The organism is Agaricicola taiwanensis (genome assembly GCF_014635245.1).
Classification (GTDB): Bacteria; Pseudomonadota; Alphaproteobacteria; order Rhizobiales; family Methylopilaceae; genus Agaricicola; species Agaricicola taiwanensis.
Genome location: NZ_BMCP01000001.1, coordinates 1,124,930 through 1,149,804, shown reverse-complemented (window position 1 = coordinate 1,149,804; position 24,875 = coordinate 1,124,930). Strand labels below are relative to the sequence as shown.

Genomic DNA, 24,875 nt, shown 5'->3' with positions numbered 1-24,875 from the left:
ATGACAACGCATCCGCCCAAGACGATCGGTCTCCTGTTCCAGCCGATCTACCGCTATTGGCAGCTCGCGCTCGCGCGGCAGCTCAAGGAGCGCTACGGCGCGACCATCCACGGCTATTGCGCCACCGATCAGGAGGTCACGTTCTACCGAGAGAACGCCGGTGATCTTCTCGCCTCGATTAAGAACATAGAGACAGACTTTCGTCATCCGGAGGCCGTGAAGGATGAAGCCGCCCTCTATGCGCGGGCACGGCACTGGGAGGGCATCCTCGGCTGTACCTTCGGCCTCCTGACCGTCAGCAACCGCCATTACGGCCGCGGCTATTCCCTGGCCGGCACCGGACATCCCCGCTCGCGCATGTCCGAGCAGGGCCGGACAGCGGACGTGATCGCGGGCTACGTCGCCTCCGCCGAGGCCTGGGACCACGAGTTCCGCACGCGCGGGTTCGACCTTGTCATCAACGGTACGCCGGTGACGGCGCGGCTCGCGCGCCACTACGGCGTTCCCTATCGAACCATGCTGAACTCGCGCATCGAAGACCTGTTCTACTGGGCTGATGACGAATTCTACTGGTCCTCGCGGGTGGAGCCGGCCTGGAAGGCGCTGCGCGCCGGTGGCGAACGACGCGAGCCCGTTGTGATCACCCGGACCCACAATGTCATCGAGGCCTATCGCGAGCGCTTCAAGAAGGACACCTCGATCCTGCGCCTCGCGCGCCGCCTCGGCTATCTCACCCTCCAGCGCGGCTGGCATCACTGGAAAGGCTACGAGAAGGCGCGGGGCTACTACCTTTCGGAAAACCTGAAATATGTGACGAGGGAGTGGATCGACGCCCGCCGCATGACCGGCCGGGAGACGGCCAAACTCGACAGCCTGCGCGGCAAGCCATTCGTTTTCTTCCCGCTCCATACCGAGCCGGAGAGTTCGGTCGGCCAGATGTCACCGGAATTCTTCTTCCAGCACGCGGCCATCGCCGCCCTGGCGCGCGATCTTCCCGCCGGCATCACGCTTGCGGTGAAGGAAAACATCGCCGGCGTCGGACGGCGCCCACGCGACTTCTACCGTGCGGTGGCGGACCTCAAGAATGTCGTCTGGCTCGACATGATGGAATACGGCTTGGAGGTGGTGCGCGAAGCCAAGGCGGTGGCGACCATCACCGGCACGGCGGGCATGGAGGCGGCCATCATGGGCATCCCTGTCATCACCTTTGGCCTGCACAACAACTACAACTTCCTGCCCCATGTGCATGTGGCGGAGAGCCTGAAGGACCTCTCGCCCCTCCTCGCCGACATCATCGCGGAGCGCTATGACCGTGATCGGGCCCAGCAGGACGGCGCCCTTTTCCAGGAGGCCGTGCGCATGACGTCTTTCAGCATGGGCTCCTACAACTACAAGAACCTGAAGAACTTCGACCTTTCCATGGTCGAGGCCGGGCTGCAGGCACTGCTCGGCAGCCTTGAACCTGCCGCTCCGGCTGTTGCCCCCGCATGAAGCGCATACGCGACATAGAACCTTTTCTCGTCGGCGCGGAGGTTCCGCTGCGCGAGGCGCTGGAACGTCTCAATCGCACGTCCCTGCTGTGCCAGATCGTGGTGGACCGCTCGAGCCGTCTCGCCGGCACGCTGACCGATGGCGACGTCCGCCGCGCCATCCTTCGCGGCGTCGGCCTCGAGGCCCAGGTCATCGAGGCGGCCAATCTTCATCCGATCACCGCGCGCCTGGATCACCTTGCCGAAGATGCGGAGCGGTTGTCGCAGGTGCGCGGTCTTCACGTCTTCGTACCGGCCGTGGACGGCGACGGCGTGCCTCGCGAGATCTGGGCGGCGACGCGCGGCAACGAGGACGGGCTCACGGCGCTCGTCATGGCGGGCGGCAAGGGCACGCGCCTTGGCGCGCTGACCCAGTCCAAGCCGAAGCCGCTGGTGGAGGCCGGCGGCAAGCCGATCCTGGAACATGTGCTCTCGCGCCTGGAGGCTGCCGGCGCGACCGACATCCACATCTCGGTGAACTACCTCGGCGAGCAGATCGAAGCCTACTGCGCCGCGCGCCAAAGTCGCGCGAGCCTGCACATGCTGTGGGAGGATCAGCCCTTCGGCACGGCCGGGGCGCTGTCCCTGCTGCCAACCTCGGTCGACATGCCGCTCCTTGTGGTCAATGGCGACGTCGTCACGGACATTGACTTCCGGGCGCTCGCCAACTTCTTCGAAGCCCAGCGCCTTTCGGCCTGCATCGCCGTCGCTCACCACGAGATCATGATCCCCTATGGCGTGGTGGACGCGGACGAAAGCGGCGCCTTCCGCGGCATTCAGGAAAAGCCCGTGGTCAAGAGCTTCGTGGCGGCCGGCATCTACATGCTCCACCCCCTGGTCTATCGCCTCGCGAAGCCGAACCAGAGGCTCGACATGCCCAACCTCCTCAACGAGGCGCGCACCGCCGGCCTCAAGGTCGGGGTCTTCCCGATCCATGAATACTGGCGCGACGTCGGTCAGCCGGCGGACCTGGCGGGCGCCGATGCCGATCTCCGTGCCCAGACGGAGGGCGCGGCGTGAACCCGCTTGTGCTCATCCGGTCCGGACGCGACCTCGGCCTGCCGTTGAGCCGCGTCGCGATCCTCATCGCGCTGTCGATGGTGACGGCGGCCTGCGAGGTGGTGGCAATCGTGCTCATGGTGCCGATCTTCCAGTACATCCAGAGCGGCGGGGATGTGACGCAGCTTGCGGAGGGCTCGCGCGTCTGGCGGGAGCTCGCGCGGTTCCACGACATGCTGGGCCTGCCGCTCGGCCTCGTCTCGCTGCTGGCCATGAGCTTCAGCTTCATCCTGTTCCGGCAGGTGCTGACCTTCGCCTACAACGCGGTGCTGTCGCTGTCGAAGACCATGCTGGCGCGCTCGATCCGCACCCAGCTCTTTAACAGCTTCCTCAGGGTCTCGCTCTCGGACCAGGAGAAGGCCTCCTCCGGAGGCGTTATCAACACCTTCACCACCATGACCGATGGCGCCTCCATGACGCTGTTCCAAGTGGTGCATCTCGTGACGCTAACGATGCTGTTCGTCGTCTACGGCGCGCTGATGTTCTCCTTCGCCTGGCAAATGACCACGGCGACTCTGGTGTTGATCGCGATCGCCGGCCTTGCGCTCCGAGGCTACATGCGGCGCACGCGCACGGCGGGCTCGGCCTATTCCAAGGCCAACGAGGCGCTCGGCGCCTTCCTCGGCGAGAGGCTACGCCTCCTGCGTCTCATCCGCCTCAGCCATATGGAGCCGGCCGAACAGGCCGCCATGGATCGGCTGACGGCGGAGCAGCGGAAGCAGATGGTGCGCGTCGACCTTCTGGGGGCGAGGTTGGGGCTTCTGGTGGAGCCAGTGGTCATCGGCGTCGCCTTCACCTTCCTCTATGTGGGCTACAGCCGCTTTGGCCTCAGCCTCGAGCAGTTGGGATTGTTCCTCCTGATCCTCCTGCGCCTGACGCCGCTCGGTCGCGATTTCCTCAACGCACGGCAGAGGGTCACCGCGTTCCGGCCGATGTTCGAAGTGGTGACGGACACGCTCGCCGCCTGGCGAGCGCAGGCCGAGCCCCTGACCGGAAGCCGCCCCTTCGAGGGGGTGCGCCATAGCATCGTCTATTCGGGCGTGGTCTTCTCCTATGGAGAGGACAGCACGGTGCCGGCGCTGCAGGGCGTCGACCTCACCATCCCGGCGCAGGGCTTTATCGCGCTCGTAGGGCCCTCCGGGTCGGGCAAGTCGACCCTGGTCGATCTGCTGCCGCGCCTCAGGCTGCCGCAGTCAGGAACGATCCGCATCGACGGGACCGACATCAACGACTTCGACGTGAGGTCTCTGCGCGGCGGCATCGCCTATCAGCCGCAGTCGGCCCAGATCTTCGACGTGACCGTGGCGGAGCATCTGCGCTACGGCAAGCCGGACGCGTCCGAGGCGGACATCCGCGAGGCCCTTGATATGGCCGGCGCGGCGGAATTCGTGCGGCGCCTTCCGGGGGGCATCCACACCCGGCTCGGCGAGAGCGGCGTGTCACTCTCCGGAGGCCAACGCCAACGGCTCGACCTTGCTCGTGCGCTCATCAAGAAAGCGCCGATCCTGATCCTGGACGAGCCCACGGCCGCGCTCGACGCGGAGGCGGAGGAGGCCTTCCGCCAGTCGCTGATCCGTGTGCGTGACGCGCGCGTCTCCACCGTCATCCTCATCGGGCACCGGCTCTCCACCGTGGTCATGGCCGACCGGATCGCGGTGCTCCAGGCAGGTCGTGTCACCGAGACCGGCACCCATGCAGAACTTCTCGCCCTCGGTGGCTGGTATGCCCGCGCCTGGGCGATCCAGCGGCCAGACGACCAGGCGCTCGCCGCCGTCACATCCCATTCCAAGGCATAAGGACCGTCATGCTGCGCACCTTCACCGAGCCGGCCATCGACCTCACCGGCAAGACGATCCTCGTCACCGGCGGCACCGGCTCCTTCGGCAAGCACTTCATCCGTGAGGTGCTGGAGAACCATCGCCCACGCAAGGTGATCGTGTTCTCGCGCGACGAATACCGCCAGTCCGTGATGATGGCCGAGCTGCCCATGGAGCGCTACCCGGCCATGCGCTACTTCATCGGCGATGTGCGGGACGCCGACCGGCTGGAAATGGCCATGCGCGAGGTGGACATTGTGGTCCATGCGGCGGCGATCAAGCATGTCACCATCGCCGAATACAATCCGCTGGAGTGCATCCGCACCAACGTCAATGGCGCGGAGAACGTGGTGAAGGCGGCGCTGCGCTGCGGCGTCGACAAGGTCATCGCGCTGTCCACGGACAAGGCGGCCAATCCGGTCAATCTCTATGGCGCCTCGAAGCTCGCCTCCGACAAGATCTTCGTCGCCGCCAATGCACTTGCCGGCAACCTTCGCACCCGTTTCTCGGTGGTGCGCTACGGCAATGTGGTGGGCTCGCGCGGCAGCGTCGTGCCCTTCTTCGAGAAGCTGATCGCGGAGGGCGCGCGGGAGCTGCCGATCACCGATCCGCGCATGACGCGATTCTGGATTACCCTGCAGCAGGGCGTCGCCTTCGTGATGTCGTCGCTGGCCATGATGAAGGGCGGCGAGATCTTCGTGCCCAAGATCCCCTCGATGAAGATGGTAGATCTCGCCAAGGCCATGGCGCCGAACCTGCCGCAGACGGTGATCGGCATCCGTCCGGGCGAGAAGCTGCACGAGGTCATGATCACCGAGGACGATTCCCGCACCACGATCTCGCTTCCCGACCGCTATGTGATCGAGCCCTCCTTCGACGAGCACCGCATGGGGCGCCGCATCCCGGCCGCGCAGTTGGTCCCGGATCGTTTCTCCTATTCGTCCGACACCAATGACGAATGGGCCGATACCAAGCTCCTGAAGACGATGTTGTCCGCGCCGCGCTGACGGGAAACGCCATGTCTTCCTTCCTGCCTTACGGACGCCAACTGATCGAGGATGACGACATCGCCGCGGTGGCGGAGGTGCTGCGCGGCGACTGGCTGACCACCGGCCCCTCAGTGACGCGCTTCGAGGAGGCGCTGGCCGCCAGGGTCGGCGCTCCGCATGCGGTCAGTTGCTCTTCGGCGACTGCGGGGCTGCATCTTGCCTGCATGGCGGCAGGCATCGGGCCGGGCGATACCGCGGTGGTGCCCGCTGTGACCTTCGTCGCCACCGCCAATGCGGTGCGCTACGTTGGTGGCGAGGTCATGTTCGCCGACGTCGACCCGGACACAGGCCTGATGCGTCCGGACGATCTGACCCGGGCGCTTGCCCGCGCCGGCGGTGCCGTGAAGGCCGTGCTGCCGGTGCATATGGCGGGGCAGTGCGAGGATATGACCGCGATCTCGCGGATCACCCGCGAGGCGGGTGCGGTGCTGATCGAGGACGCCTGCCATGCCCTCGGCGCAACCGCGGGCAATGCGCCGATCGGTGCCTGCGCGCAGTCGGACATGAGCGTGTTCTCGTTCCATCCGGTAAAGACGCTGGCTATGGGCGAAGGCGGAGCGGTGACGACGCGCGATCCTGTCCTTGCCGAGAGGCTGGCGCGGTTCCGCAGCCACGGGCTCGTGCGTGACCTCGCCCGCATGGAGAACCTGGGCCTCGCCAGTGCCGCCGATGGCTCGGCCAATCCCTGGTACTACGAGATGCCGGAGCCGGGCTTCAACTACCGCGCCTCCGACATCCAGTGCGCGCTCGGGCTGTCGCAGCTGGGCAAGCTCGACCGCTTCGTGGAGGCGCGGAGGCGCCTCGCCGATCATTACGAGGCGCAGCTGGCGCCGCTCGCGCCCATGGTCCGCCCGCTGCGGCGCACGGGCTTCTCAAACCCCGCCTGGCATCTTCAGGTGGTGCTGATCGACTTTCAAGGCATTGGCATGGACCGGGCCGCTCTGATGCGCGCGCTTCATGCGCAGGGCATCGGCAGCCAAGTCCATTATCTGCCGGTCGCCCGCCAGCCCTATTACGAGCGGCTTTACGGCAAGCCGGAGCTACCGGGAGCGGATGCCTATTATGCACGCTGCCTGTCTCTGCCGCTCTTCGCGGGCATGACAGAGGCCCACGTGGAGCGTGTGGTGGCGACGCTCCAGAAGGAAATCGAGAATTGACATCCGATCCGTTCAGGCAGGCCTTCATCTTTGGAACCGGCGAACTGGCTCTCTCCACAGCGCGGTTTTGTGCCTCCCGCGGACTGACGTGCCACGTTTTCATCGGCCCACGGCAGACATCGCTTACGGATGCCAATCAAACTTCTTACGTCGACCTTCTATCGGATTACACCAAGGATATCGTTGTAACCGACATCCTATCCGATCAATACGACCGCATAAGACAGACCCTGATCGGAAGATCTTTTGCCTTTTCCTTTGGCAGCCCATTTCTAATCAAGAAAGTGTTGCTGGATATATTTGATCAAGAATTTTATAATATGCACAATACCTCCCTTCCGGAATGGCGGGGAGGCGCAAGTTATTCGTGGATGATCTTGTCCGGTGCCCGGAAAGGAGCGACGACCATTCACCGGATCGACGAAGGTATCGATACAGGCTCGATCGTCGCACAGTCCGCGTATGATTTTCCTCTCGATTGCCGGCTACCACGCGACTATGCGGATCATGCGCGACGGCAGGCCGAGCCGGTTTTGCTAAAGTTTCTCGACGATCTTCTCAGTGGCAGGCCGGTCTTGGATCAGCCTCAAGATGAATCACGGGCGACCTATTTCCCGCGTCTGCATACTGAAACCCAATCTTACATCGATTGGCGATGGTCCGGCGAAAACATAGAGACATTCATTCGGGCATTTTCGCATCCCTATGATGGAGCGCGGACACTGAGCTCGGGTCAAATCGCCCGGATTTTCGATTGCAGGTTCGAGTCTGGTGAGAAGTCGCATCCCTTCGCGAATGGCATCATCATCCGCTCATGCGGTGACGAATTCGTCGTGTGTGTTTCCGATGGAATCCTGAGGATTCAAAAGCAGGACTGCGTGTGCGACAAGCCATTGGCTGTAGGTGATCGGTTCTACACGCCGGACGGCTATCTTGAGCAGGCCCTGTTATCTCGGCCCATCTACAACCCGTCCGGCCTGAAGTGGACCGGCGCATGAAGCGAACCGCCGTCATTCGCGCCGACGCCGGACCCGGCATCGGCGGTGGCCATGTGGGGCGGTGCCTGGCACTGGCCGAGGCGCTGGCAGCGCGCGGCTGGTCTCTCGCCTTCGCCTGCCGCGCCGGCACGGCGGAAAGCGCGCCCGCGCTCGCCGCCTCGGGGTTCCGCATCATGCTGCTCGACGGTCCGGAGACCGCGGAGGCACAGGCGATCGCGGCAGCGCTCGACGGCGACTGCGATCTCCTGGTGGTAGACCACTACGGCCGCGATGCCGTCTTTGAGCAGGCCTGCCGGACCTTCACATCCGTGGTGGCCGTGATCGACGACGTGCCGGGCCAACGCCCGCATCACGCCGACATCCTTCTCGACGGCGGGCTCGGCCGCGCGGCGCAGGACTGGCTGGATCAGGGCGGGGTCCACGCGGTTCTGGCGGGCGGTGATTACACGCTGATCCGCCCGGAGATCGCGGCGCGGCGGGAGGCATCCCTTACCCGGCGCGCAGAGCCGCGGCTCGGCCGCATCCTGATCAGCTTCGGCATGGTGGATGGGTCCAATGCCACCGTCCCGGCGCTGAAGGCTGCGCGCGAGGCCTTTCCCGGCGCGCACATCGAGGTCGTGATCGGGCCGGCCGCGTACCATGGTGCCGCCGTGCGCGGGGCCGCCGAACGGTGCGGCGCCGAGTTGTTGGTCGCGCCGGCGGACTATGCCGATCGGCTCGCGTCGGCCGATCTCGCCATCGGCGCGGGCGGCGTGTCCGCGCTTGAGCGCGCCTGCCTTGGCGTACCGAGCGTCACGGTCGAGACGGCGGAGAACCAGCGGCCGGGGATCACCGCTCTCGCCGAGGAGGGCGCCGTGATCTTCGCCGGCACCGCGGCGGCGCTTGCTTCAGGCTGGCCGGCGGGCAGCCTCGACCCTAGCCCGGAGCAGCTGGCGGAACTCACGCGGCGCTCCGCGGCTCTGATCGACGGAGGGGGAGCCGCGCGCGCCGCGGAGGCTTTGATCGCCTATGTGAAGGCTGCCGGTGACGCATCATGAAGCTCGCGCTGATCGACACGCTGGCCGCATTCCGGTGGGCACGGGACAATGGTTATGACGTCATCGTCACCGACAACCCCATGCTCGCCCGCGATCCGGCGGCCGAAGGCCGGGTGCTCGATGGCGATGCCGCTGTCTCGCAGGATGAGGCCAACCGCTTCGGACGCGAGACCATCGCGCTTGCCGAACGTATCGACGAGGCCCTGCGCGCAGGCGGAGTGCCGGCCGCACTGGGCCTGCCGGCGGAAGCCCTGCGCCTTGCCGGCGCCTCCAGCCGCGTTATCTCCACGATCGTCTATCGCGGGCTCGTCGCCGCGCGTGCGGTGGCGACGCACAGGCCCGAGGCAATCGGCATCGGCTTCACCGATCAGCCCATGACCGGCTCGGACGGCATTGCGCTTTCCCGTCTTCATGTCCCAGCAGTCAGTCTGTCGGAAGAGGGCTTCTTTGGTGCTCTGCCTGTTACGCTCCAGTCCTTCCCGGAGCCGGGATCCCGCTCCGAGGCGGATGTGCCGCAAGACATCCTCCGCCGCTCCATGCATCTGCCGCTGAGCTTCCTTCTTCTCGAGGCCGCGCAGCGCCTGAAGCTGACGCGGGGCCGGCGGGACATCTTCGTGCTGAGCGAGAATGAGGCCCTTCGGGAAGCCCTGCCCCATCTGGCGTTCTCAGGTGCGCGGCTGAGGCGGTTGGGCAAGCCCAAGCTGCCGCCATCGATCGGCCTGCCGCCGGCCGAGCTGCCGATAATGGTTGCAAAGGAAATCAGCAGCAGTATCTCCGGTCTGGGGCTCTTCGACATGGCGCAGGCGGAGGCGATGGCGCGCATTCTTACGCTCTGGTGCGCCCGCGCGGTCGCCCGCGTTGCCGCGGACTGGCCGCACATCAGGAAGCAGATGGCCGGCATGCTTGCCGGGCAGGCGCAGCCGATCGTGCTCACCAACGGCCTTTTCGGACCGCGCGGAACTCTTACCTATGCCGCGCTCAAGGCCGCCGGCGCGACGGTTGTCGATTTCGAGCATGGCGTCACGACAGGCTTGTCGGCCCATTCACAGGCCAAGATCAACTTCTCCGAAGCCGCGACCAGCGATGTGGTGCTGTGCGCGAGCCAAACGGCGGCCAAGGCCTTCGCGGAGGCACGTGGCGCCGCCGCCACACGGATCGAACCGATCGGCCTCGCTGACCAGACGCGGCGGCTGTTCCGGCCGCGGCTGCAGCGGCGCCTGTCGAGGCAGGCGCTTGGCCTCGCGTCGCAGGAGACGGTGATTTTCCACGTCAGCACCTGGATCTATCAGGGCAATCTGCGCGCCGGTTTCGGCATGCCGACCGAGCGCTTCGTGGAGACGCTCGAGCGACGGCTGGTGGAGGACGTCTATGGCACGCTTCCGCACAAGGTCGTCTTCAAGCCCTACCCGACGGAGCGGCTGGCGCATCATCCGCCGCTGGAGGCGAGGCTGAAGCTGGCGACCAATGTCAGCCTCTCTCCGCCTGAAGACCTTCGTTATCTCCGTGCCGCGGCCGATGTGCTCGTGACCGGCGTGCCGACCTCAACCCTCGGCTGGATCGTGGGTGCCGATGTGCCGGTTGTCTGGTTGGGGTCGCGCCAGGTGCTGCCCCTCATCTCGCCCGAGCAGGACGAGGAGGTCTCGCGCTCCTTCCTCACCGTGGACATCGACCGCGAGGATTGGCCGGAACGCCTGCGCGAGTTGCTGGCGCGGCCGCTCGGTGAGATCCGCGAGGCCTGGGCGGCCAAGCGCCAGCATCGCGACGCCTTCTACCGGCGCGCGATCACGGGACCCGAAGGCTCCGGCGGACGGCGCGCCGCGGCGATCATCCGCGAGCTGATGAGAGAGAAATCAACATCATGACCACGCCGCATATCACCATCGCCGGCCGCCGCATCGGCGCGGGCGAGCCTGCCTTCGTCATCGCCGAGGTCGGCATCAACCACGGCGGCAGCGAGGAGGTGGCGGCGCAGATGATCCGCGCGGCCGCGCAGGCCGGCGCCGATGCGGTAAAGCTGCAGACCGTCGATGCGGACGAGAGTTACGCGCCCGGTACCGCCTCCTACGCCGAGTTCAAGGGCAAGGAGCTGACGCTCGAGGCCCACGTCAGGCTGAAGGCTCTTGCTGATAGCCTCGGCCTGATCCTCTTCACCACGCCAGCGGATCCTCCCAGCCTCCAGCTCTCCATCGCCGCGGGCTTCCCGGCGATCAAGATTTCCTCGGGTCTTTCCACCAATCTGCCGCTGATCCGGCGCTGCGCCGCCACGAGGGCGCCGCTGATCCTGTCGACCGGCATGGCGGAGATCGCGGACATCGACGCGGCGCTCGCGGCCATCGAGGAGGGCGGCGGCCGCGAGGTCGCGATCCTGCAGTGCACCTCGCTTTATCCCGCGCCGGCGGAGGTCTTGAACCTCACGGCCATGGCCGCGCTGGCGGAGCGTTATGCCCGGCCCGTGGGTTATTCAGACCATCATGACGGCACGCTCGCCGTGCTCGCGGCCGTGGCGCTCGGAGCGAGTGTCATCGAGAAGCATTTCACCCTCGACCGCACAACGCCCGGTGCCGACCACGCGCTCTCGCTGGAGCCTGAGCCCTTCGCCCGCATGGTGGCCGATATCCGCGCGGTGGAGGCCATGCGCGGCGATGGGGTGAAGCGGCCGACCGAGGAGGAACAGCGCCTCAAGGCGCAGCGCCACCGTTGCCTCACCGCGCGGCGCCACCTCAAGGCCGGGCATGTGCTTGATGAGGACGACATCGGCCTAATGCGCCCGCTGCCGGGACAGGCAGGACTGGCTCCGGCGGCCTTCGACGCCACGGTGGGTCGGCGCCTTGCCCGTGACGTGGCGCGGCACCAACCGCTTCAGGAGATCGATTTCGCATGAGCTTCACGATCGCCCTTACGGCGACGGGCGGCGGGCTTTCGGCCGCCACCGTGACCCTCCTGAAGCAGTCCAGGCGGCACGAGGTGCGGGTACTGGCGCTTAATGCCGGACCTCTGCCGGTGGCCGGCCGCCTTGCCGACGCCTATGCGCAGGTGCCGCGCGGCGATGATCCTGCCTATGTGGCCGAGGTGGTGAAGGTTCTGACGCGGGAGCAGGTCGATCTTCTCCTGCCCTGCTCCGATGAAGAGGCCCTGGCGCTGGCGCGTGCGCGCGACGCCGTGGAAGCCACCGGCACCCGTCTCGCCTGCGCCGACGCCGCCACCCTCGAACTCGTCAGCGACAAGCCGCGCTGCTTCACCTGGCTGCGCGAACAGGGGTTCGAGGTGCCCGACTGGAAGCTCTGTTCGACCGCGGAGGAGCTTGAGGCCGCCTATGAGCACTTTGGCCGCCGCTCCTTTGCGGCCAAACCCGCGCGCGGGCGCGGCAATCGCGGCGTCTACATCGTGCGCGATGACATGATCGGCGTCCGCGCCTCCGTCTCCGGACGCGAACTCCACATGGATGGCGAGACCTTCTTCCGGGACCATGCGACCAAGCTGCCGAACCTCCTGCCGATCCTCGTCTGCGAGCGGCTGGAGGAGCCCTGCTACGACATCGATGTTCTATCTTGGCAGGGCAAGGTGCTGCGCACCGTGCCGCGCCGCCGCCTCAACCCGGAGGGCATGCCCTTCCTCGGCAATGTGATCGAGCTCGACGCGAGGCTCCATGCCCTTGCCGGCAGGCTCGCGGAGGCGCTTGGCCTCTCCTGGCTCTATGACTTCGACGTCATGACCCGTGCCGACGGCACGCCTGTGGTGATCGAGGTCAACCCACGCCCCTCCGGCAGCATGGCGGCCTCGGTAGCGGCCGGCCTGCCGCTTCTGGATGACCTCATCTCGGTGGCGAAGGGCGAGGCGCTGCCGGACTGGCCGCATCTCCAGTCCGCCACCATACTCCCTATGACCTCGCTCGTGGTGCTGCCATGACCACCGTCGCCATCGTCCAGGCGCGCATGACCTCGACGCGTCTGCCCGGCAAGGTCATGGAAGATCTCGGCGGAAAGCCTCTCGTCGCCTGGACCCTCGAGGCGGCGCGCCGGGCGGAGACCATCGACGCAGTCTGGCTTGCCACCAGCGACGGTTCAAGCGACGATGCCCTCGCCGCCTGGGCCGAAGGCGCGGGCTGGCCATTGTTCCGCGGCTCCGAACAGGATGTGCTCGGCCGCTACATGGGCGCGGGCGAAGCCGCCGGCGCCGATGTCGTTGTGCGCCTGACCGCCGACTGTCCCTTCCTCGCGCCCGAGGTGATCGACGCCGTGGTGCGACGCCTTCTGGATAGCGGCGCCGACTATGCCTCCAATACCACCGAGCGGCGCTATCCCGACGGGCTCGATGCCGAAGCCTTCACGCGCGCGGCGCTGGAGCGCGCCCATGCGGAGGCGAAGGAGCCCTTCCTGCGCGAGCATGTGACGCCCTATATCCACGGTCTTCGACGCGATCGCCTGCCCTGGGGGAACTTCACGGTGGCGGCGCTGGACGCGAGAGGACCCGACTTCAGCCACCTGCGCTTCACGGTGGACGAACCCGGCGATCTCGCCTTTGCACGCGCCGTGGTGGCCGAGCTTGGCACCAGCTTCGGCTGGATGGATGTGGTGGCGCTCCTCACCCGCAAACCCGACCTGATGCGGCTCAACGCAGGGCACGGCGCCAACGAAGGCGCGCTGCGCCAGCTGACCGAGATGACGGGGCGCCGCTTCGACCGCTCCAACCAGCTCTTCGCGCGCGCACTGGACTCCATTCCCCTGGCCAGCCAGACCTTTTCCAAATCTCACCAGCAGTGGGTGCGGGGGGTGACGCCGCTGTTCATCGAGCGGGGCAAGGGCGCGCGCATCTGGGATGTCGACGGCAATTCCTACATCGATTACGTGCTCGGGCTCCTGCCGATCATCCTCGGCTATGGCGATCCCGACGTGGACACGGCCATTCGCGAGCAGTTGGACAAGGGCATCGTCTTCCCGCTGGCGACGACCCTGGAGGCTGATCTCGCCGAACGCCTGATCCGCCTGATCCCTTCCGCCGAGATGGTGCGCTTCGGCAAGAACGGGTCGGACGCCACCTCCGCCGCGGTGCGGCTTGCCCGCGCCCATACCGGCCGCGACCGGGTGCTGCTGGCCGGCTATCACGGCTGGCACGACTGGTACATCGGCACCACCACGCGCGACCTCGGCGTGCCCGCGGCGGTGAAGGCCCTGTCCGGCACCTTTCCCTTCAACGACGCCGATGCGCTGGAGCGCGCGCTGACGGCGGATCCGGACGGCGTGGCCGCGGTGGTGCTGGAGCCTTCCGGCGCGACGCCGCCGGCGCCGGGGTTCCTGGAGAGAATCCGGGAGCTGACGCAACGCTTTGGGGTCATTCTCGTTTTCGACGAGATCGTCACCGGCTTCCGGGTCGGCCTTGGCGGCGCCCAGGCCCGCTATGGCGTGACGCCGGACCTCTCCGCCTTCGGCAAGGCCATGGGCAATGGCATGCCCATCTCGGCCGTGGTGGGCCGGCGCGACATCATGCGCGGCATGGAGGATATCTTCTTCTCCGGCACCTTCGGCGGCGAGGCGCTGTCGCTGGCAGCCTCGATCGCGACCATCGACAAGCTGGAACGCGAGGACGTGCCGGCGCGACTGTCGCGGCTCGGCACGCGGCTGCGCGACACCTTCAACACGGTCGCGGCCGAAACCGGGCTTGGCGACGTGGTGGCCATGACGGGCGAAGGCTGGTGGCCGCGCGTCGCCTGGAAAAGCGCGCCGGTGGAGCAGAAGCTGCTGATAAGCCTGTTCCGTCAGGAGGTGGTGGCCCATGGCCTTCTCATGGGTGCGAGCTTCAACCTCTGCCTCGCCCATGACTCTCATCTGGTTGAGCGAGAATCGGAAAAGGCGCTGCGCGGCGCTCTTGCCGCTCTGCGCGACCATCTCGACGCGCACGACCCGGCCGCACGCCTCCGCGGCGAGATGTTTCAGCCCACCTTCTCGGTTCGATGAACGCCATCACCTTGCGCCCCGTCACCATGGCCGATGCGGATCTCCTGCTCGGATGGGTCAACGCGCCGGAGACGCTGGCGCAGAAGCGGCTGACGAGCGCACCGATAGACCGGCAGAGCCATGTGGACTGGCTGGCACGGCGGCTGGCTGATCCTGCCACGGCCATGCATATCATCGTCGATGGCGGGCGGCCTCTTGGTCAGGTGCGCCTGCAGACGGAGGACGGCGTCGCGCTCGTTGACATCTACGTCGCGCCCGAGGCGCGCCGCGACGGCGTCGCTGCCACCGCCATTTCCCAATTGCTGACGGACCTGCCACCGGGCTTTGCCAGGACCGCGCGCGCCGAGGTGCGCGCGGATAACCTCGCCTCGCGCCGCCTGTTCGCGCGGCTAGGCTTTACCGAGGTGGATTGCTCAGACAGCTTCGTCACTTACGAGCACCGCCTGCCCTTCAAGGAAAACCCGAGATGATGACCGAGAGCGCCGCCGTTGTGGTGGCCCATCCCGACGACGAGGTGCTGGCCTGCGGCGGCACCATAGCGAAGCTGGCGGCGCGGGGGGTGCCAGTCCATGTGCTGATCCTCGCCACCGGCCTTGCCGCGCGCGGCGCGCCCGACAAGGCGGCGCTGGAGACGCTCCGCGGCCATGCCAGCAGGGCCATAACAGGCGTGCTCGGATGCGCCTCGGTGTCGTTCGCCGATTTCCCCGACAACCGGATGGACAGCGTGCCGCTGCTTGATGTGGTCAAGCGCGTTGAGGAATTCCTTGGAGAAACCGGCGCCGACACCGTCTTCACCCATCATCCCGGTGACGTGAACATCGACCATGGCGTCACCGCCCATGCGACGCTCACCGCCACGCGGCCCCTGCCTGGCTCCCCTATTCGCCGCGTCTGGGCGGGCGAAGTGATCTCCTCCAGCGAATGGGGCTTTCCGGAGCGGCGTTTCGTGCCGAATGCCTGGGTCGATATCTCCGATACGCTGGACGCGAAAATCGCAGCCATGGACGCCTATATCGGTGAACTCAGAGATTTTCCGCATCCGCGCTCACTGGAAGCCCTGAAGGCGCTCGGCCTGCTGCGCGGCTCAGAGATCGGAGTCGCGGCGGCCGAGGCGTTCCAAATCCTGCGGCAGATCGAGCGCTAAACCATGGAAGCGGCCGCCACCCAGGCTTTCTCCCATGCGGTAACACTTGGGCCCGACTGGGGCTGGTCCAGCCACCGGATCGGAGTCGCGGTGGCACACGTCAGGGGTTATGTCTTTGACGGATCCCGTACATTGTCGGGCGAGGAGGCGGCGCGTCATGCGGTACCGGCCATCCTCGCGGCGCCGGACGACGCGGCACTGATTGAGGTGCTGAAGCGGCTCTCCGGTCACTTCGCACTCGTCGTCGAACTGCCGCAGCGTATCATCGCAACCGTCGATCGGATCCGATCGATCCCGCTGATGTTCGGAGCCAAGGACGGCAGCATTTACATTGATGATCGCGGCCAGCGGCTCAGGGAACGGCTCGGTCTCGCTGCATCCGATATCGCCCCTGAACAGGCCCTTGCCTGCGCCATGTCCGGATATGCTGTCGGGGCGCAGACGCTTTATCGGGGTCTTCAGCAGCTTCGCGCGGGCGAAGCCCTCTGCCTGGATGCGGGGGGTGCCAGGACCCTGCGCTGGTTTATCTATGATGCCTGGAACACGGATGATGTCTCTGAGCCGGAGAAGCGTCTGTCGGAACTGCACCGGTTTCTCATGGAGCGTCTGGCTGCCTCAGCGGCAGGCCGCACCATCGCAGTCCCTCTTTCGGCTGGATATGATTCGCGCTTCATCGCGTCCGGCCTCAAGGCGGTGGGCTACTCACACGTTCGACTGTTTTCCTATGGCCGGCCGGGCAATCACGAGGCGCTAACGGCCAAAGCCATCGCAGAGCGTCTGGACTACCCATGGACCTTCATTCCCTTCACCACAGCGAGCCAGAAAGCGATGTTTGCCGATCCCTCTCACGAGGTGGCGCTTTGGCAGTTGGGCGATACGTGCGGCGGGATTCCTTTTGAACAGGACTGGACCGCCATAAAGCACTTGAAAGATCATAAAGTCGTTCCCGCTGACGCGCTCATCGTCAACGGACAATCAGGCGATTTCATCACCGGCAATCACGTTCTCGCGCCGTCGGTGAATGAAACGACACCTCAGCGAGCGCTCGAAGCCTATGTGAAGAAGCATTATCGGCTGTGGCGGCACCTTGCGGCGGGCTCGAACGAGGCCGTGATCAAGTCCCTGCTCGATGCTGAAATAAAGGGTGCAGGAGCGGATCTTGATCGGGATGCGTTGCATGGCGTCTTCGAGATGCTCGAGTATCAGGACCGGCAGGCAAAATATGTTGTGTCAGGTCAGCGGACCTATGAGGCCTTCGGTTTCCAGTGGCGCCTTCCGCTGTGGGACGACGACTATGTGCAGTTCTGGAGGCGCATGCCGTTGAAGCACAAGCTGCGGCAGAACCTTTACCGGCGGGTGCTGGAGCAAGACAATTGGGGTGGCGTCTGGAGCGGCATTCCGGTGAACGCCAAAACCATCACCCCGAGCTGGATCAGGCCATTGCGCTTGATGGCCAAAGCCGGTGCGGCTCCGTTTGGCCGCGATCATTGGCATGACACAGAGCGGCGGCTGTTTGGCTGGTGGATGGACCCCCTGAGGACGTCAGCGGTTGTGCCCTACTCACGCGCAGTGCGTGAAACGCGCGGCCCTCGACATGCTGTCTCGTTCATAGCTGAGCGATATCTGGCGCAGCATGGGCTCTCGCTTGAGGCGTTGGCATGACCTATCCCGCCTTCACGCTTGACGGTTATGCCGAGACCATCCGCGGCCTCACTGATCGCGGCTACCGAGTGACGGGATTTCAGGATGCTGTACCGACCGAGCGGCACCTCATCCTACGTCATGATATCGACCAGTCCATCCCGCGCGCCCGGCGCATGGCGGAACGTGAAGCTGCCGAGGGCTGGTGCGCAACCTATTTCGTCCTGCTGCGGACGGAGATGTACAATCCCTGGTCGCGCCAAGCGACAGAAGACCTCAGAGCAATGCGGCAGCTTGGCCATGAGATAGGTCTTCATCTGGATGCCAGCTGCTATGCCGATGCCGAAGCGATGGAACACGGCGCGGAGGCGGAGTGCCGTGCGCTCGAGAATATCATCGAAGCTCCAGTATCGCTGATCAGTTTCCATCGGCCGGCGAAAAGCTTGCTAGGCGGAGATCGACGTATCGCCGGACGGCTCCACACCTACATGGATCGCTTCACCCGCGACATGGGCTACTCCTCCGACAGCCGAGGCGCGTGGCGCCATGGTCACCCATGGCAGCATGAGGCTGTCCTGCAATCTCGGGCGCTGCAACTTCTCACGCATTCCGTCTGGTGGGTGGGTTCAGAACCGCAGGAGCCGCATCAAAGGCTAGCTGATGTTCTGGACGAGCATGTCGAACGCCTCGACCGTGACCTGGCGATCAACAACGACGTTTGGTCCGGCCGCTCAACGTGAGTCATAGTATCGCGGTTCTGACTCGCACAGCTTTCGAGAGCGCGCCTGACGCCTTCGTCAAAATCGCGCGGGATGTTCCAGGCGAGTATTGGCGCCGAGAACACTTTGAAGTCGACCTGCCAAAGAAATGGGAGTTATCGCGGGCGGTGTGGCAGGAGAAATCCCTCATCGGCTACGCGATCGTCTCATCGAAGGCGCCCAAGCGGGCACATCTTCATCATTTCATGGTGGATGGGGGCTGGCGTGGGCGTGGAATTGGAAGCGAGCTTCTAACTCAGGTGTTGGAGGCGGCGCGAGCCGCCGGACATGACCATATCACACTGAAGGTACTGGCCGGCGTTCCGGCCCGCCGCCTTTATGAACGAAGCGGCTTTGTCCCGTGCGGGGAGGAAAACGGCTATCTCGTTTATCGACGAGGCTTGCCGTGACCATCGTCGGCATCCATCAGCCCAATCATCTTCCTTGGCTTGGCTACTTCGCGAAGATCGCGCGGTCCGACATCTTTGTCTTCTTGGACGACGCCCAATATCCCAAGGGGAGCTATGTCAACCGGGTGAAGATTGCGGAGTCCGACACTCCGGCTTGGCTCACGGTCCCGGTTCGGGTCTCACTGGGTGACAACATCTCGTCCGTGGTGCCCTCGCGTGCCAACTGGCACACAGCGCATCGTGATCGCCTGCTCCAATGCTACCGAAAAGCCACGTTTTTTCGTGAAACTTGGCCTGAGGTCGAGACCTGGTTGGCGGAAACACCGTCATCCACTCTTGCTCAAGCCAATGTCTTCCTGATCGAGCGCATCGCGTTCCGGCTCGGTCTGACAAGGCAGTTTCGTTTCAGTTCGGAGCTTGCTCTTCCGCCTGCCGCCTCCGACGAAAGGCTTGCCGAGATCGTTCACTCCCTGGCTCCCGGAGGGGTTTACCTGTCCGGTTCAGGCGGCGCGAATTATCAATCAGCTGAGACCTTTCAGAGATATGGCCTGACGCTTCAATACAGCAGTTTTCAGCCGCAATCCTACGACCGAAGCGGCAATCCCTTCCTTGCCGGCTTGTCGGTGCTCGACGCCATCTTTCATTGCGGTTGGGACGCCACGGCGCGCCTTGTCACGGCATCCCGATGAAGCAACCCTTGCGCATCTTGTGCCTCGACATCGAGGGCGGGCATGGGGGTTCTTCGCGAAGCCTCTACGAGGCGATCGCAGCGCTCGATCGCAGCGTCATCTCGCCGGAGGTTTGGTGTCGCCGGCCAGGACCCATCCTCGACCGATACAGGTCAATCGACGTTCCGGTGCGGCTCGAGCATTCCCTGCCCAAAGTCAGCGCCCTGCCGCGCCTGTCTCGCAACCTCTTCGTCATGGCGGTCTATTGCAAAGATTTTGTTCGGTCGGGCACTGCGCGCAGGCGACTTCAGAAAGCCGTAACTGAGCGCTTCGACGTCGTCCATTTCAACCACGAGGCGTTTGCGGGACTTGCCCTCTGGCTGCGGCGGCAGGCGGACGTTCCTGCCGTCATGCACCTGCGCACCAACTTGACCGACAGTTTTTTCGCTCGCGCGCAGCAATGGGCGATCTCACGGGCCGTGGATCAGCGCGTTTTCATTACACCGAATGAGGAAGCGAGTTACCGGCGCCTCGGCGGACGTGGTGCCGGGCGGGTAATCTTCAATCCGGCGCCATTGCGAGATGATGCTGACCCCCTCCCCGAGATCCCTCGTGATGAAAAGCTGAATGTCGCCTCGCTGAGTAATTTCTCGCTTGGCCGAGGCACCGATCGTCTGGTCGACATCGCGCGCGAGCTCGGCACGGCATCGCCCGTGCGATTCATCATGGCCGGGGATTGCGGCTCCGGACCTGACGGGCTGCCCGCGCGAGCTGCAAACGCAGGCGTTGCCAACAGCTTTCTGTTTCTCGGCCATGTGCCCCAGCCGGAACGGGTTCTTGCGGCGTCGGATCTTCTCATCAAGCCCACGCGTGAGGCGAATCCGTGGGGCAGGGACATACTGGAGGCCATGGCGCAGGGTAAACCGGTCCTCACCTGCGGCCAGGACCAGACGTTCGTAGAGACTGGCGTGACCGGCATCCTGATGGAACAGTTCGATGCGGGCATCGCGGCCGATCACCTGCGGACCCTTGCGAGCGATCGGGCCAAGGTTAAACAGCTCGGCCAAGCAGCACGGCCGCGCATCGCGGCGCTCTGTGATCCGCGCAGACAGGCTGCGGCGCTGGCCGATGTCTGGATCGAGGCTGCCCAAAAGAAGCGCGGCGCGTGATGCCTGCCAAGGTCATCTTCGTTCTGCCGGATCTCGCCGGTGGCGGGGCGCAGCGGGTGATGCTGACGCTGTCGAGTGCGTTGGATCCCACCCGATATACACCCTCATTGCTCGTCGTTGGCGGCCAAGGGCCACTGTCCCCGGCCGTGCCCCGCGATCTTCCCGTCACCTATGGTCATCACAGCCGGATCAGGAGCGCCCTGCCCTGGATGCTTGGACAGATCCGCGCATCGCGGCCTGCGGCCATCGTCTCAACCCTGGCCTATGTCAATCTCGCTCTGCTCGCCGCCAAACCCCTTCTGCCGCGCAACACGCGGTTGATCGTGCGTGAGGCCAATAGGCCGGAGGCGACCATCGCCGCCATGCCTCGCCTTCTGCCCGCCAAGCAGCTTTACCGCTGGCTCTATCCGCGGGCGGACGCCGTTATCGCGCAAACCGCCGAAATCGCAGCTGCGCTGGAACGGCTCGTGCCCAGAATTGGTGCCCGGCTGTCGCTGCTGCCGAACCCTGTGGCCGTGGAGGAGCTGCGACGTCGGGCCATGCACCCCGAGCGCCAGGCAGGCAGCGGGCTTCAATTGGTGGCGGCGGGGCGCCTGACGCGGCAGAAGGGTTTTGACCGCCTGATCCACCTGATGATGCAATTGCCCGCCGACACGCGGCTGGATATCCTTGGGGATGGCCCGCTTCGGAGCGAGCTTTCGGAAATGATTCAAGCCGCTCAGCTTCAGGAGCGTGTCACGCTCCCTGGCTTTACCAGCACTGTCGCCGCTCACCTCGCCGGAGCCGACGCCTTGGTGATGACGTCGCTCTGGGAGGGCTTGCCGAATGTGGCACTGGAAGCCCTTGCCGTTGGCACTCCGGTCATCGGCACGCCCCAGAGCGGTCTCGCCGAGCTGGCTGCGGAGATTCCCGACGCGGTACAAGTCGCCGACCATGATGACGACTTCACTGCTTATCTAGGCCGGCTTCAGCCGACGCGTGCGCCTGTGGAGAAGCCACGACCTTCACTGCTTCCAGAACGCTATACCGCTTCCATGGTGGCAGCCGGTTTCGAGACGCTTCTCAGCGATGCGCTGAACCGGCGCCCATGACATCGGTTCTGCACGTCATCTCCGGGTTGGGCGTGGGCGGCGCTGAAGGCATGCTGCACCAGGCCGCTTCTCGCCTGGCTGCGAAGGGCCATCGGCAGCATGTCGTCAGTCTGACAGGCCGCGGGCCGGTTGCCGATCTCATCGAAGAAGCGGGTGTTCCTGTGACCTGCTTCGACCTGCGGAGCATCGGCGGCAAGCTTTCCACCCTGCCAAAGCTGGTCAAGCTTGTGCGGGCGGTCAAACCGGAGATCATCCAAGGTTGGATGTATCACGGCGACCTCGGCGCCACCTTTGCTCACTTGCTGTCCGGCAGCCGCGGCTCGCGCCGACTTTCATGGGGCATTCGCTGCTCGAACATGGATATGGAGCGGAACGCAGCTGTCATCGGCCTTTGCGCTCGGCTTTCGCCACGCGCCGATGTCATCGTCGCAAACTCTGGGGTCGGCGCTCAGACACATCTGCAGCGGGGATACAGACCAAAGCGTCTCGAGATCATCCCCAATGGCGTCGACACAGTCGGCTATTGCCCAAACCTGCAGCGCCGGTCAGAGGTGCGTGCAAACCTCGGGATCGATCCCTCCGTGCGACTAGCGGTTCATGTCGCCCGGGTCGATCCCATGAAGGACCATGCCTCGTTCCTTGCAGCCATGCACAGCTTGCCTCAAGTCACCGGTATTCTGATCGGCGCGGGAACCCGGGATCTCGATCTGCCGCCGAATGTCCTCGCGCTGGGGCGGCGCATGGACGTGCCCGCCCTCCTTCCGGCCGCCGATATCATCGTGTCGAGTTCGGCATTCGGCGAGGGCTTTTCCAATGCGCTTGCGGAGGGGATGAGCTGCGGTCTGGTGCCTGTTGCGACGGATGTCGGCGATGCTCGCATGATCGTCGGTGACAGCGGCGTCGTCGTTCCGCCCTCAGATCCTGTCGCTCTTGCACGTGCGATCGATGAGGTTGCCGGGCTCAACGGCTACACGCTCGCCCGGCGCGGCGCGGCTGCACGCGCCCGCGTGGTTACGGAGTTCTCGATCGAGAAGACCGTTACCCGCTTCGAGGCGCTTTACGGATCACTCTAGCCGGTACGCGCACCACTCAACGAAAAAGGCGCCGCTGAGCGGCGCCTTTTTTATTTGACCGTTCGTGAGGCTCTTACTGAGCGGGCGCAGCCGGTGACGGAGCGGCATCAGGCGCCGGTACCGTCACTTCTGCTGGCGAACCGTTCCAGACACCCCACAACTCCATGCCGCCGCGATAGATCATGTCGAGCGAGACGTAGAGGATCACGAGCAGACCGACGTAGGCAATCCAGCGGTGCTTCTGCAGCAGGCGGGCGATGAAGGAGGCGGCGATGCCCATGAGCGCGATGGAGAGGACGAGACCGAAGACCAGGACCCACGGATGATCGCGGGCAGCGCCGGCGACCGCCAGCACGTTGTCGAGCGACATGGTGAGATCGGCAACGATGATCTGCCAGGCCGCCTGGGCGAAGGTCTTGCGCGGCGCGGAACCCGCGACCGTGCCATCGTCATTGAGATCGGCATCGGCGAGGGCTTCCTCGGCGAGATGCTGCTCGTGCTCGTGGCCCGCGCGCAGCTCTCGCCACATCTTCCAGCAGACCCAAAGCAGCAGGATGCCACCGGCGAACAGCAGGCCAACAATAGCAAGAAGCTGCGTCGTGATGGCGGCAAAGCCGATACGCATCACCGTGGCGGCGATGATGCCGACCAGAATCGCCTTGTTCCGCTGATCCTTGGGTAGGCCGGCGGCGGCGAGACCAATGACGATGGCATTGTCGCCGGCCAGAACCAGATCGATCATGATGACCGAGGCTAGCGCAGTTAGAGCTTCTGGCGTCAAAAATTCAAACATGAAGAGCCTTTCCGGACGTTACGAGAGAACCGCTCTCCATCACGCTTTTTCACAATCCGCTGCCCGGTTTTCTCCAGGCAGTCCAGACATAAGGCGAGAAAGGCAGACGAGACTTCGAGCCGCTCAATTGAATGCCCAGTCCGACATCGCAGCCGTCGGTTTTCCGCAAGCTGCCAGAGGGGCCCGGTCTGGTGTGGGTTCCATCTAGCATTCTGACGCGAAAAATCAACGTCACATCGAAACGAAGCGGGTTCATCACAGGCGCCGCACACCGCTCAATTGTTGACAGTCTTCTGTTTGACGCACCATCATCGGCGTCGTCGCTGGAAAACTGCGGCGACGCGGCCCCGCGGGAATGAGCCCGCTGCCGCGCAGGTTTCAAGAAAAGCAAGGGCGCGAAGCGCCGATCAGGAAACGTTTCATGGAGATCAAATATGCGAAAACTACTGCGCAGCCTGCGGCTGCCGCTACGATGTCTTGGGCTGGTGCTGGGCGCCGGCTGCCTTCTTTATACCGGCGCCGTCCAGGCGCAATCGTGGGATGAGATTGTCGCTGCCGCGAAGAAAGAGGGCAAAGTCGTCTTCTACAACAACCTCCAGCCCAATGGCGTGGAGCCGTTGCTGCAGAAGTTCCGTGAGCGCTATCCGGAAATCCAGACGGAGCAGATCCGTCTCGGCAGCAACCCGCTGATCGAACGTTTCTCGACGGAGTTCAACGCCGGGCGCCACCTCGTCGACGTGGTCATCACCTTCCCTGATGAGCGCGTGTTTGAAGGCATCAAGAAAGGCTGGGCCACCAAATGGACCCCGCCTGAATTTTCCGCCTTCGATCCCGCCCTCAACCGCGACGACATGCTCTACACCCTGCTCAACGCGCGCGAGGCAATCATCTGGAACAAGAACCTGGTGCCACCGGGTGAGGAACCCAAGGAATGGGCCGATCTGTTCGATCCCAAATGGAAGGGCAAGCTCGGCATGAACCCGCCCTGGCGGTCATTGTCGATCCAGCAGATCGTCGCCTTCTGGGAGGACCGGCTGAAGCTCGGCGACACCGCGCAGAAAATGAAGGACCTCGACGTCCGCTTCTTCGAAGGATCGGGCGGGGTCATCCAGGCTGTCATCCGCGGAGATGTCGCGGTGGCCGAGATCAATGACCCTCCGCTCAATCCCCTGCTTGCCGATGGAGCACCGATCGGATTCGTCTATCCTGAGTCAGGCACGACATTGTCGGCGAGCACGGCCTTCGTAGCGGGCAACGCACCACATCCCAATGCCGCGAAGGTCTTCATGAACTGGCTGATGACGCTGGAGGGGCAGACCTATCTCCAGGAGTATTGCGGCCTGCCCGTTACCCGCAAGGATGCGCCGCCCATGTCGCACGTACCCTCAACGGCCAAGCTCTCCAATGTGGTTGACGGGCTTGAGCTTCTGACGCCGGAATCACAGCGCAAGCAGGTCGATCACTGGCGGACTGTGTTCGGGGTCAAATAAAACCGCTGGCCTGACGGCGCGATCGCATCGTCAGGCCAACC

Annotated in this window: 22 protein-coding genes; 21 read left to right on the top strand and 1 reads right to left on the bottom strand. The window is 64.8% G+C overall.

Annotation, left to right across the window (positions count from 1 at the left end; genetic code table 11):
* Genes IEV58_RS05445 through IEV58_RS05350 form a run of 20 tightly spaced genes read left to right on the top strand, consistent with a single transcriptional unit; the run spans window position 1 to window position 22,551 of the window.
* Window positions 1-1,491, top strand: a complete 1,491-nt coding sequence (locus tag IEV58_RS05445) for a hypothetical protein (protein WP_188408644.1) — start codon at window positions 1-3, stop codon at window positions 1,489-1,491.
* Window positions 1,488-2,549, top strand: coding sequence for a sugar phosphate nucleotidyltransferase (locus tag IEV58_RS05440; RefSeq protein WP_188408643.1), 1,062 nt, complete (start codon window positions 1,488-1,490; stop codon window positions 2,547-2,549). The genes IEV58_RS05445 and IEV58_RS05440 overlap by 4 nt, the downstream gene beginning before the upstream one ends.
* Window positions 2,546-4,384 (top strand): ABC transporter ATP-binding protein, encoded by a 1,839-nt coding sequence (locus tag IEV58_RS05435; protein WP_188408642.1) that lies wholly within the window; start codon window positions 2,546-2,548, stop codon window positions 4,382-4,384. Before IEV58_RS05440 ends, IEV58_RS05435 begins: the two co-directional genes overlap by 4 nt.
* A gap of 8 nt (window positions 4,385-4,392) precedes the next feature.
* Window positions 4,393-5,412: a UDP-N-acetylglucosamine 4,6-dehydratase (inverting) gene (gene pseB / locus IEV58_RS05430; protein WP_188408641.1), complete on the top strand. Its 1,020-nt coding sequence runs from the start codon at window positions 4,393-4,395 to the stop codon at window positions 5,410-5,412.
* A gap of 11 nt (window positions 5,413-5,423) precedes the next feature.
* Entirely contained in the window at window positions 5,424-6,611 is a 1,188-nt protein-coding gene (pseC, locus tag IEV58_RS05425; RefSeq protein WP_188408640.1) for a UDP-4-amino-4,6-dideoxy-N-acetyl-beta-L-altrosamine transaminase, read from the top strand.
* The gene (locus tag IEV58_RS05420; RefSeq protein WP_188408639.1) at window positions 6,608-7,609 is read left to right on the top strand and encodes a methionyl-tRNA formyltransferase; all 1,002 of its coding nucleotides are present in this window, start codon (window positions 6,608-6,610) and stop codon (window positions 7,607-7,609) included. Before pseC ends, IEV58_RS05420 begins: the two co-directional genes overlap by 4 nt.
* Window positions 7,606-8,646 carry a UDP-2,4-diacetamido-2,4,6-trideoxy-beta-L-altropyranose hydrolase gene (gene pseG, locus IEV58_RS05415; RefSeq protein WP_188408638.1) on the top strand — a complete coding sequence of 347 codons (1,041 nt, stop codon included), beginning with the start codon at window positions 7,606-7,608 and terminating at the stop codon, window positions 8,644-8,646. The genes IEV58_RS05420 and pseG overlap by 4 nt, the downstream gene beginning before the upstream one ends.
* Entirely contained in the window at window positions 8,643-10,508 is a 1,866-nt protein-coding gene (locus tag IEV58_RS05410; protein ID WP_188408637.1) for a hypothetical protein, read from the top strand. Before pseG ends, IEV58_RS05410 begins: the two co-directional genes overlap by 4 nt.
* Window positions 10,505-11,527 carry an N-acetylneuraminate synthase family protein gene (locus IEV58_RS05405; protein ID WP_188408636.1) on the top strand — a complete coding sequence of 341 codons (1,023 nt, stop codon included), beginning with the start codon at window positions 10,505-10,507 and terminating at the stop codon, window positions 11,525-11,527. The genes IEV58_RS05410 and IEV58_RS05405 overlap by 4 nt, the downstream gene beginning before the upstream one ends.
* Window positions 11,524-12,552, top strand: a complete 1,029-nt coding sequence (locus IEV58_RS05400) for an ATP-grasp domain-containing protein (RefSeq protein WP_188408635.1) — start codon at window positions 11,524-11,526, stop codon at window positions 12,550-12,552. Before IEV58_RS05405 ends, IEV58_RS05400 begins: the two co-directional genes overlap by 4 nt.
* Window positions 12,549-14,597 carry an aminotransferase class III-fold pyridoxal phosphate-dependent enzyme gene (locus IEV58_RS05395; RefSeq protein ID WP_188408634.1) on the top strand — a complete coding sequence of 683 codons (2,049 nt, stop codon included), beginning with the start codon at window positions 12,549-12,551 and terminating at the stop codon, window positions 14,595-14,597. Before IEV58_RS05400 ends, IEV58_RS05395 begins: the two co-directional genes overlap by 4 nt.
* Window positions 14,594-15,067 (top strand): GNAT family N-acetyltransferase, encoded by a 474-nt coding sequence (locus IEV58_RS05390; RefSeq protein WP_188408633.1) that lies wholly within the window; start codon window positions 14,594-14,596, stop codon window positions 15,065-15,067. Before IEV58_RS05395 ends, IEV58_RS05390 begins: the two co-directional genes overlap by 4 nt.
* Window positions 15,064-15,741 carry a PIG-L deacetylase family protein gene (locus IEV58_RS05385; protein ID WP_229729198.1) on the top strand — a complete coding sequence of 226 codons (678 nt, stop codon included), beginning with the start codon at window positions 15,064-15,066 and terminating at the stop codon, window positions 15,739-15,741. The genes IEV58_RS05390 and IEV58_RS05385 overlap by 4 nt, the downstream gene beginning before the upstream one ends.
* 3 nt (window positions 15,742-15,744) lie before the next feature.
* Window positions 15,745-17,403 (top strand): asparagine synthase-related protein, encoded by a 1,659-nt coding sequence (locus tag IEV58_RS05380; protein ID WP_188408632.1) that lies wholly within the window; start codon window positions 15,745-15,747, stop codon window positions 17,401-17,403.
* The gene (locus IEV58_RS05375) at window positions 17,400-18,122 is read left to right on the top strand and encodes a polysaccharide deacetylase family protein (RefSeq protein WP_188408631.1); all 723 of its coding nucleotides are present in this window, start codon (window positions 17,400-17,402) and stop codon (window positions 18,120-18,122) included. Before IEV58_RS05380 ends, IEV58_RS05375 begins: the two co-directional genes overlap by 4 nt.
* The gene (locus tag IEV58_RS05370) at window positions 18,101-18,550 is read left to right on the top strand and encodes a GNAT family N-acetyltransferase (RefSeq protein WP_188408630.1); all 450 of its coding nucleotides are present in this window, start codon (window positions 18,101-18,103) and stop codon (window positions 18,548-18,550) included. Before IEV58_RS05375 ends, IEV58_RS05370 begins: the two co-directional genes overlap by 22 nt.
* On the top strand, window positions 18,547-19,239 hold the full coding sequence (locus tag IEV58_RS05365) for a WbqC family protein (RefSeq protein WP_188408629.1): 693 nt from the start codon (window positions 18,547-18,549) through the stop codon (window positions 19,237-19,239). The genes IEV58_RS05370 and IEV58_RS05365 overlap by 4 nt, the downstream gene beginning before the upstream one ends.
* An 8-nt stretch (window positions 19,240-19,247) precedes the next feature.
* On the top strand, window positions 19,248-20,387 hold the full coding sequence (locus tag IEV58_RS05360; RefSeq protein ID WP_188408628.1) for a glycosyltransferase family 4 protein: 1,140 nt from the start codon (window positions 19,248-19,250) through the stop codon (window positions 20,385-20,387).
* Entirely contained in the window at window positions 20,387-21,478 is a 1,092-nt protein-coding gene (locus IEV58_RS05355; protein WP_229729250.1) for a glycosyltransferase, read from the top strand. The genes IEV58_RS05360 and IEV58_RS05355 overlap by 1 nt, the downstream gene beginning before the upstream one ends.
* On the top strand, window positions 21,475-22,551 hold the full coding sequence (locus IEV58_RS05350) for a glycosyltransferase (RefSeq protein WP_188408626.1): 1,077 nt from the start codon (window positions 21,475-21,477) through the stop codon (window positions 22,549-22,551). Before IEV58_RS05355 ends, IEV58_RS05350 begins: the two co-directional genes overlap by 4 nt.
* A 73-nt stretch (window positions 22,552-22,624) precedes the next feature.
* Here the strand turns inward: IEV58_RS05350 and IEV58_RS05345 are convergent, their stop codons facing one another.
* Window positions 22,625-23,344 (bottom strand): TerC family protein, encoded by a 720-nt coding sequence (locus tag IEV58_RS05345; RefSeq protein ID WP_188408625.1) that lies wholly within the window; start codon window positions 23,342-23,344, stop codon window positions 22,625-22,627.
* A gap of 434 nt (window positions 23,345-23,778) precedes the next feature.
* Here IEV58_RS05345 and IEV58_RS05340 point away from each other — a divergent pair, with 434 nt between their 5' ends.
* A complete protein-coding gene (locus IEV58_RS05340; protein ID WP_188408624.1) occupies window positions 23,779-24,834 on the top strand; it encodes an ABC transporter substrate-binding protein in 1,056 nt (351 codons plus the stop codon).
* Window positions 24,835-24,875 lie beyond the last annotated feature (41 nt).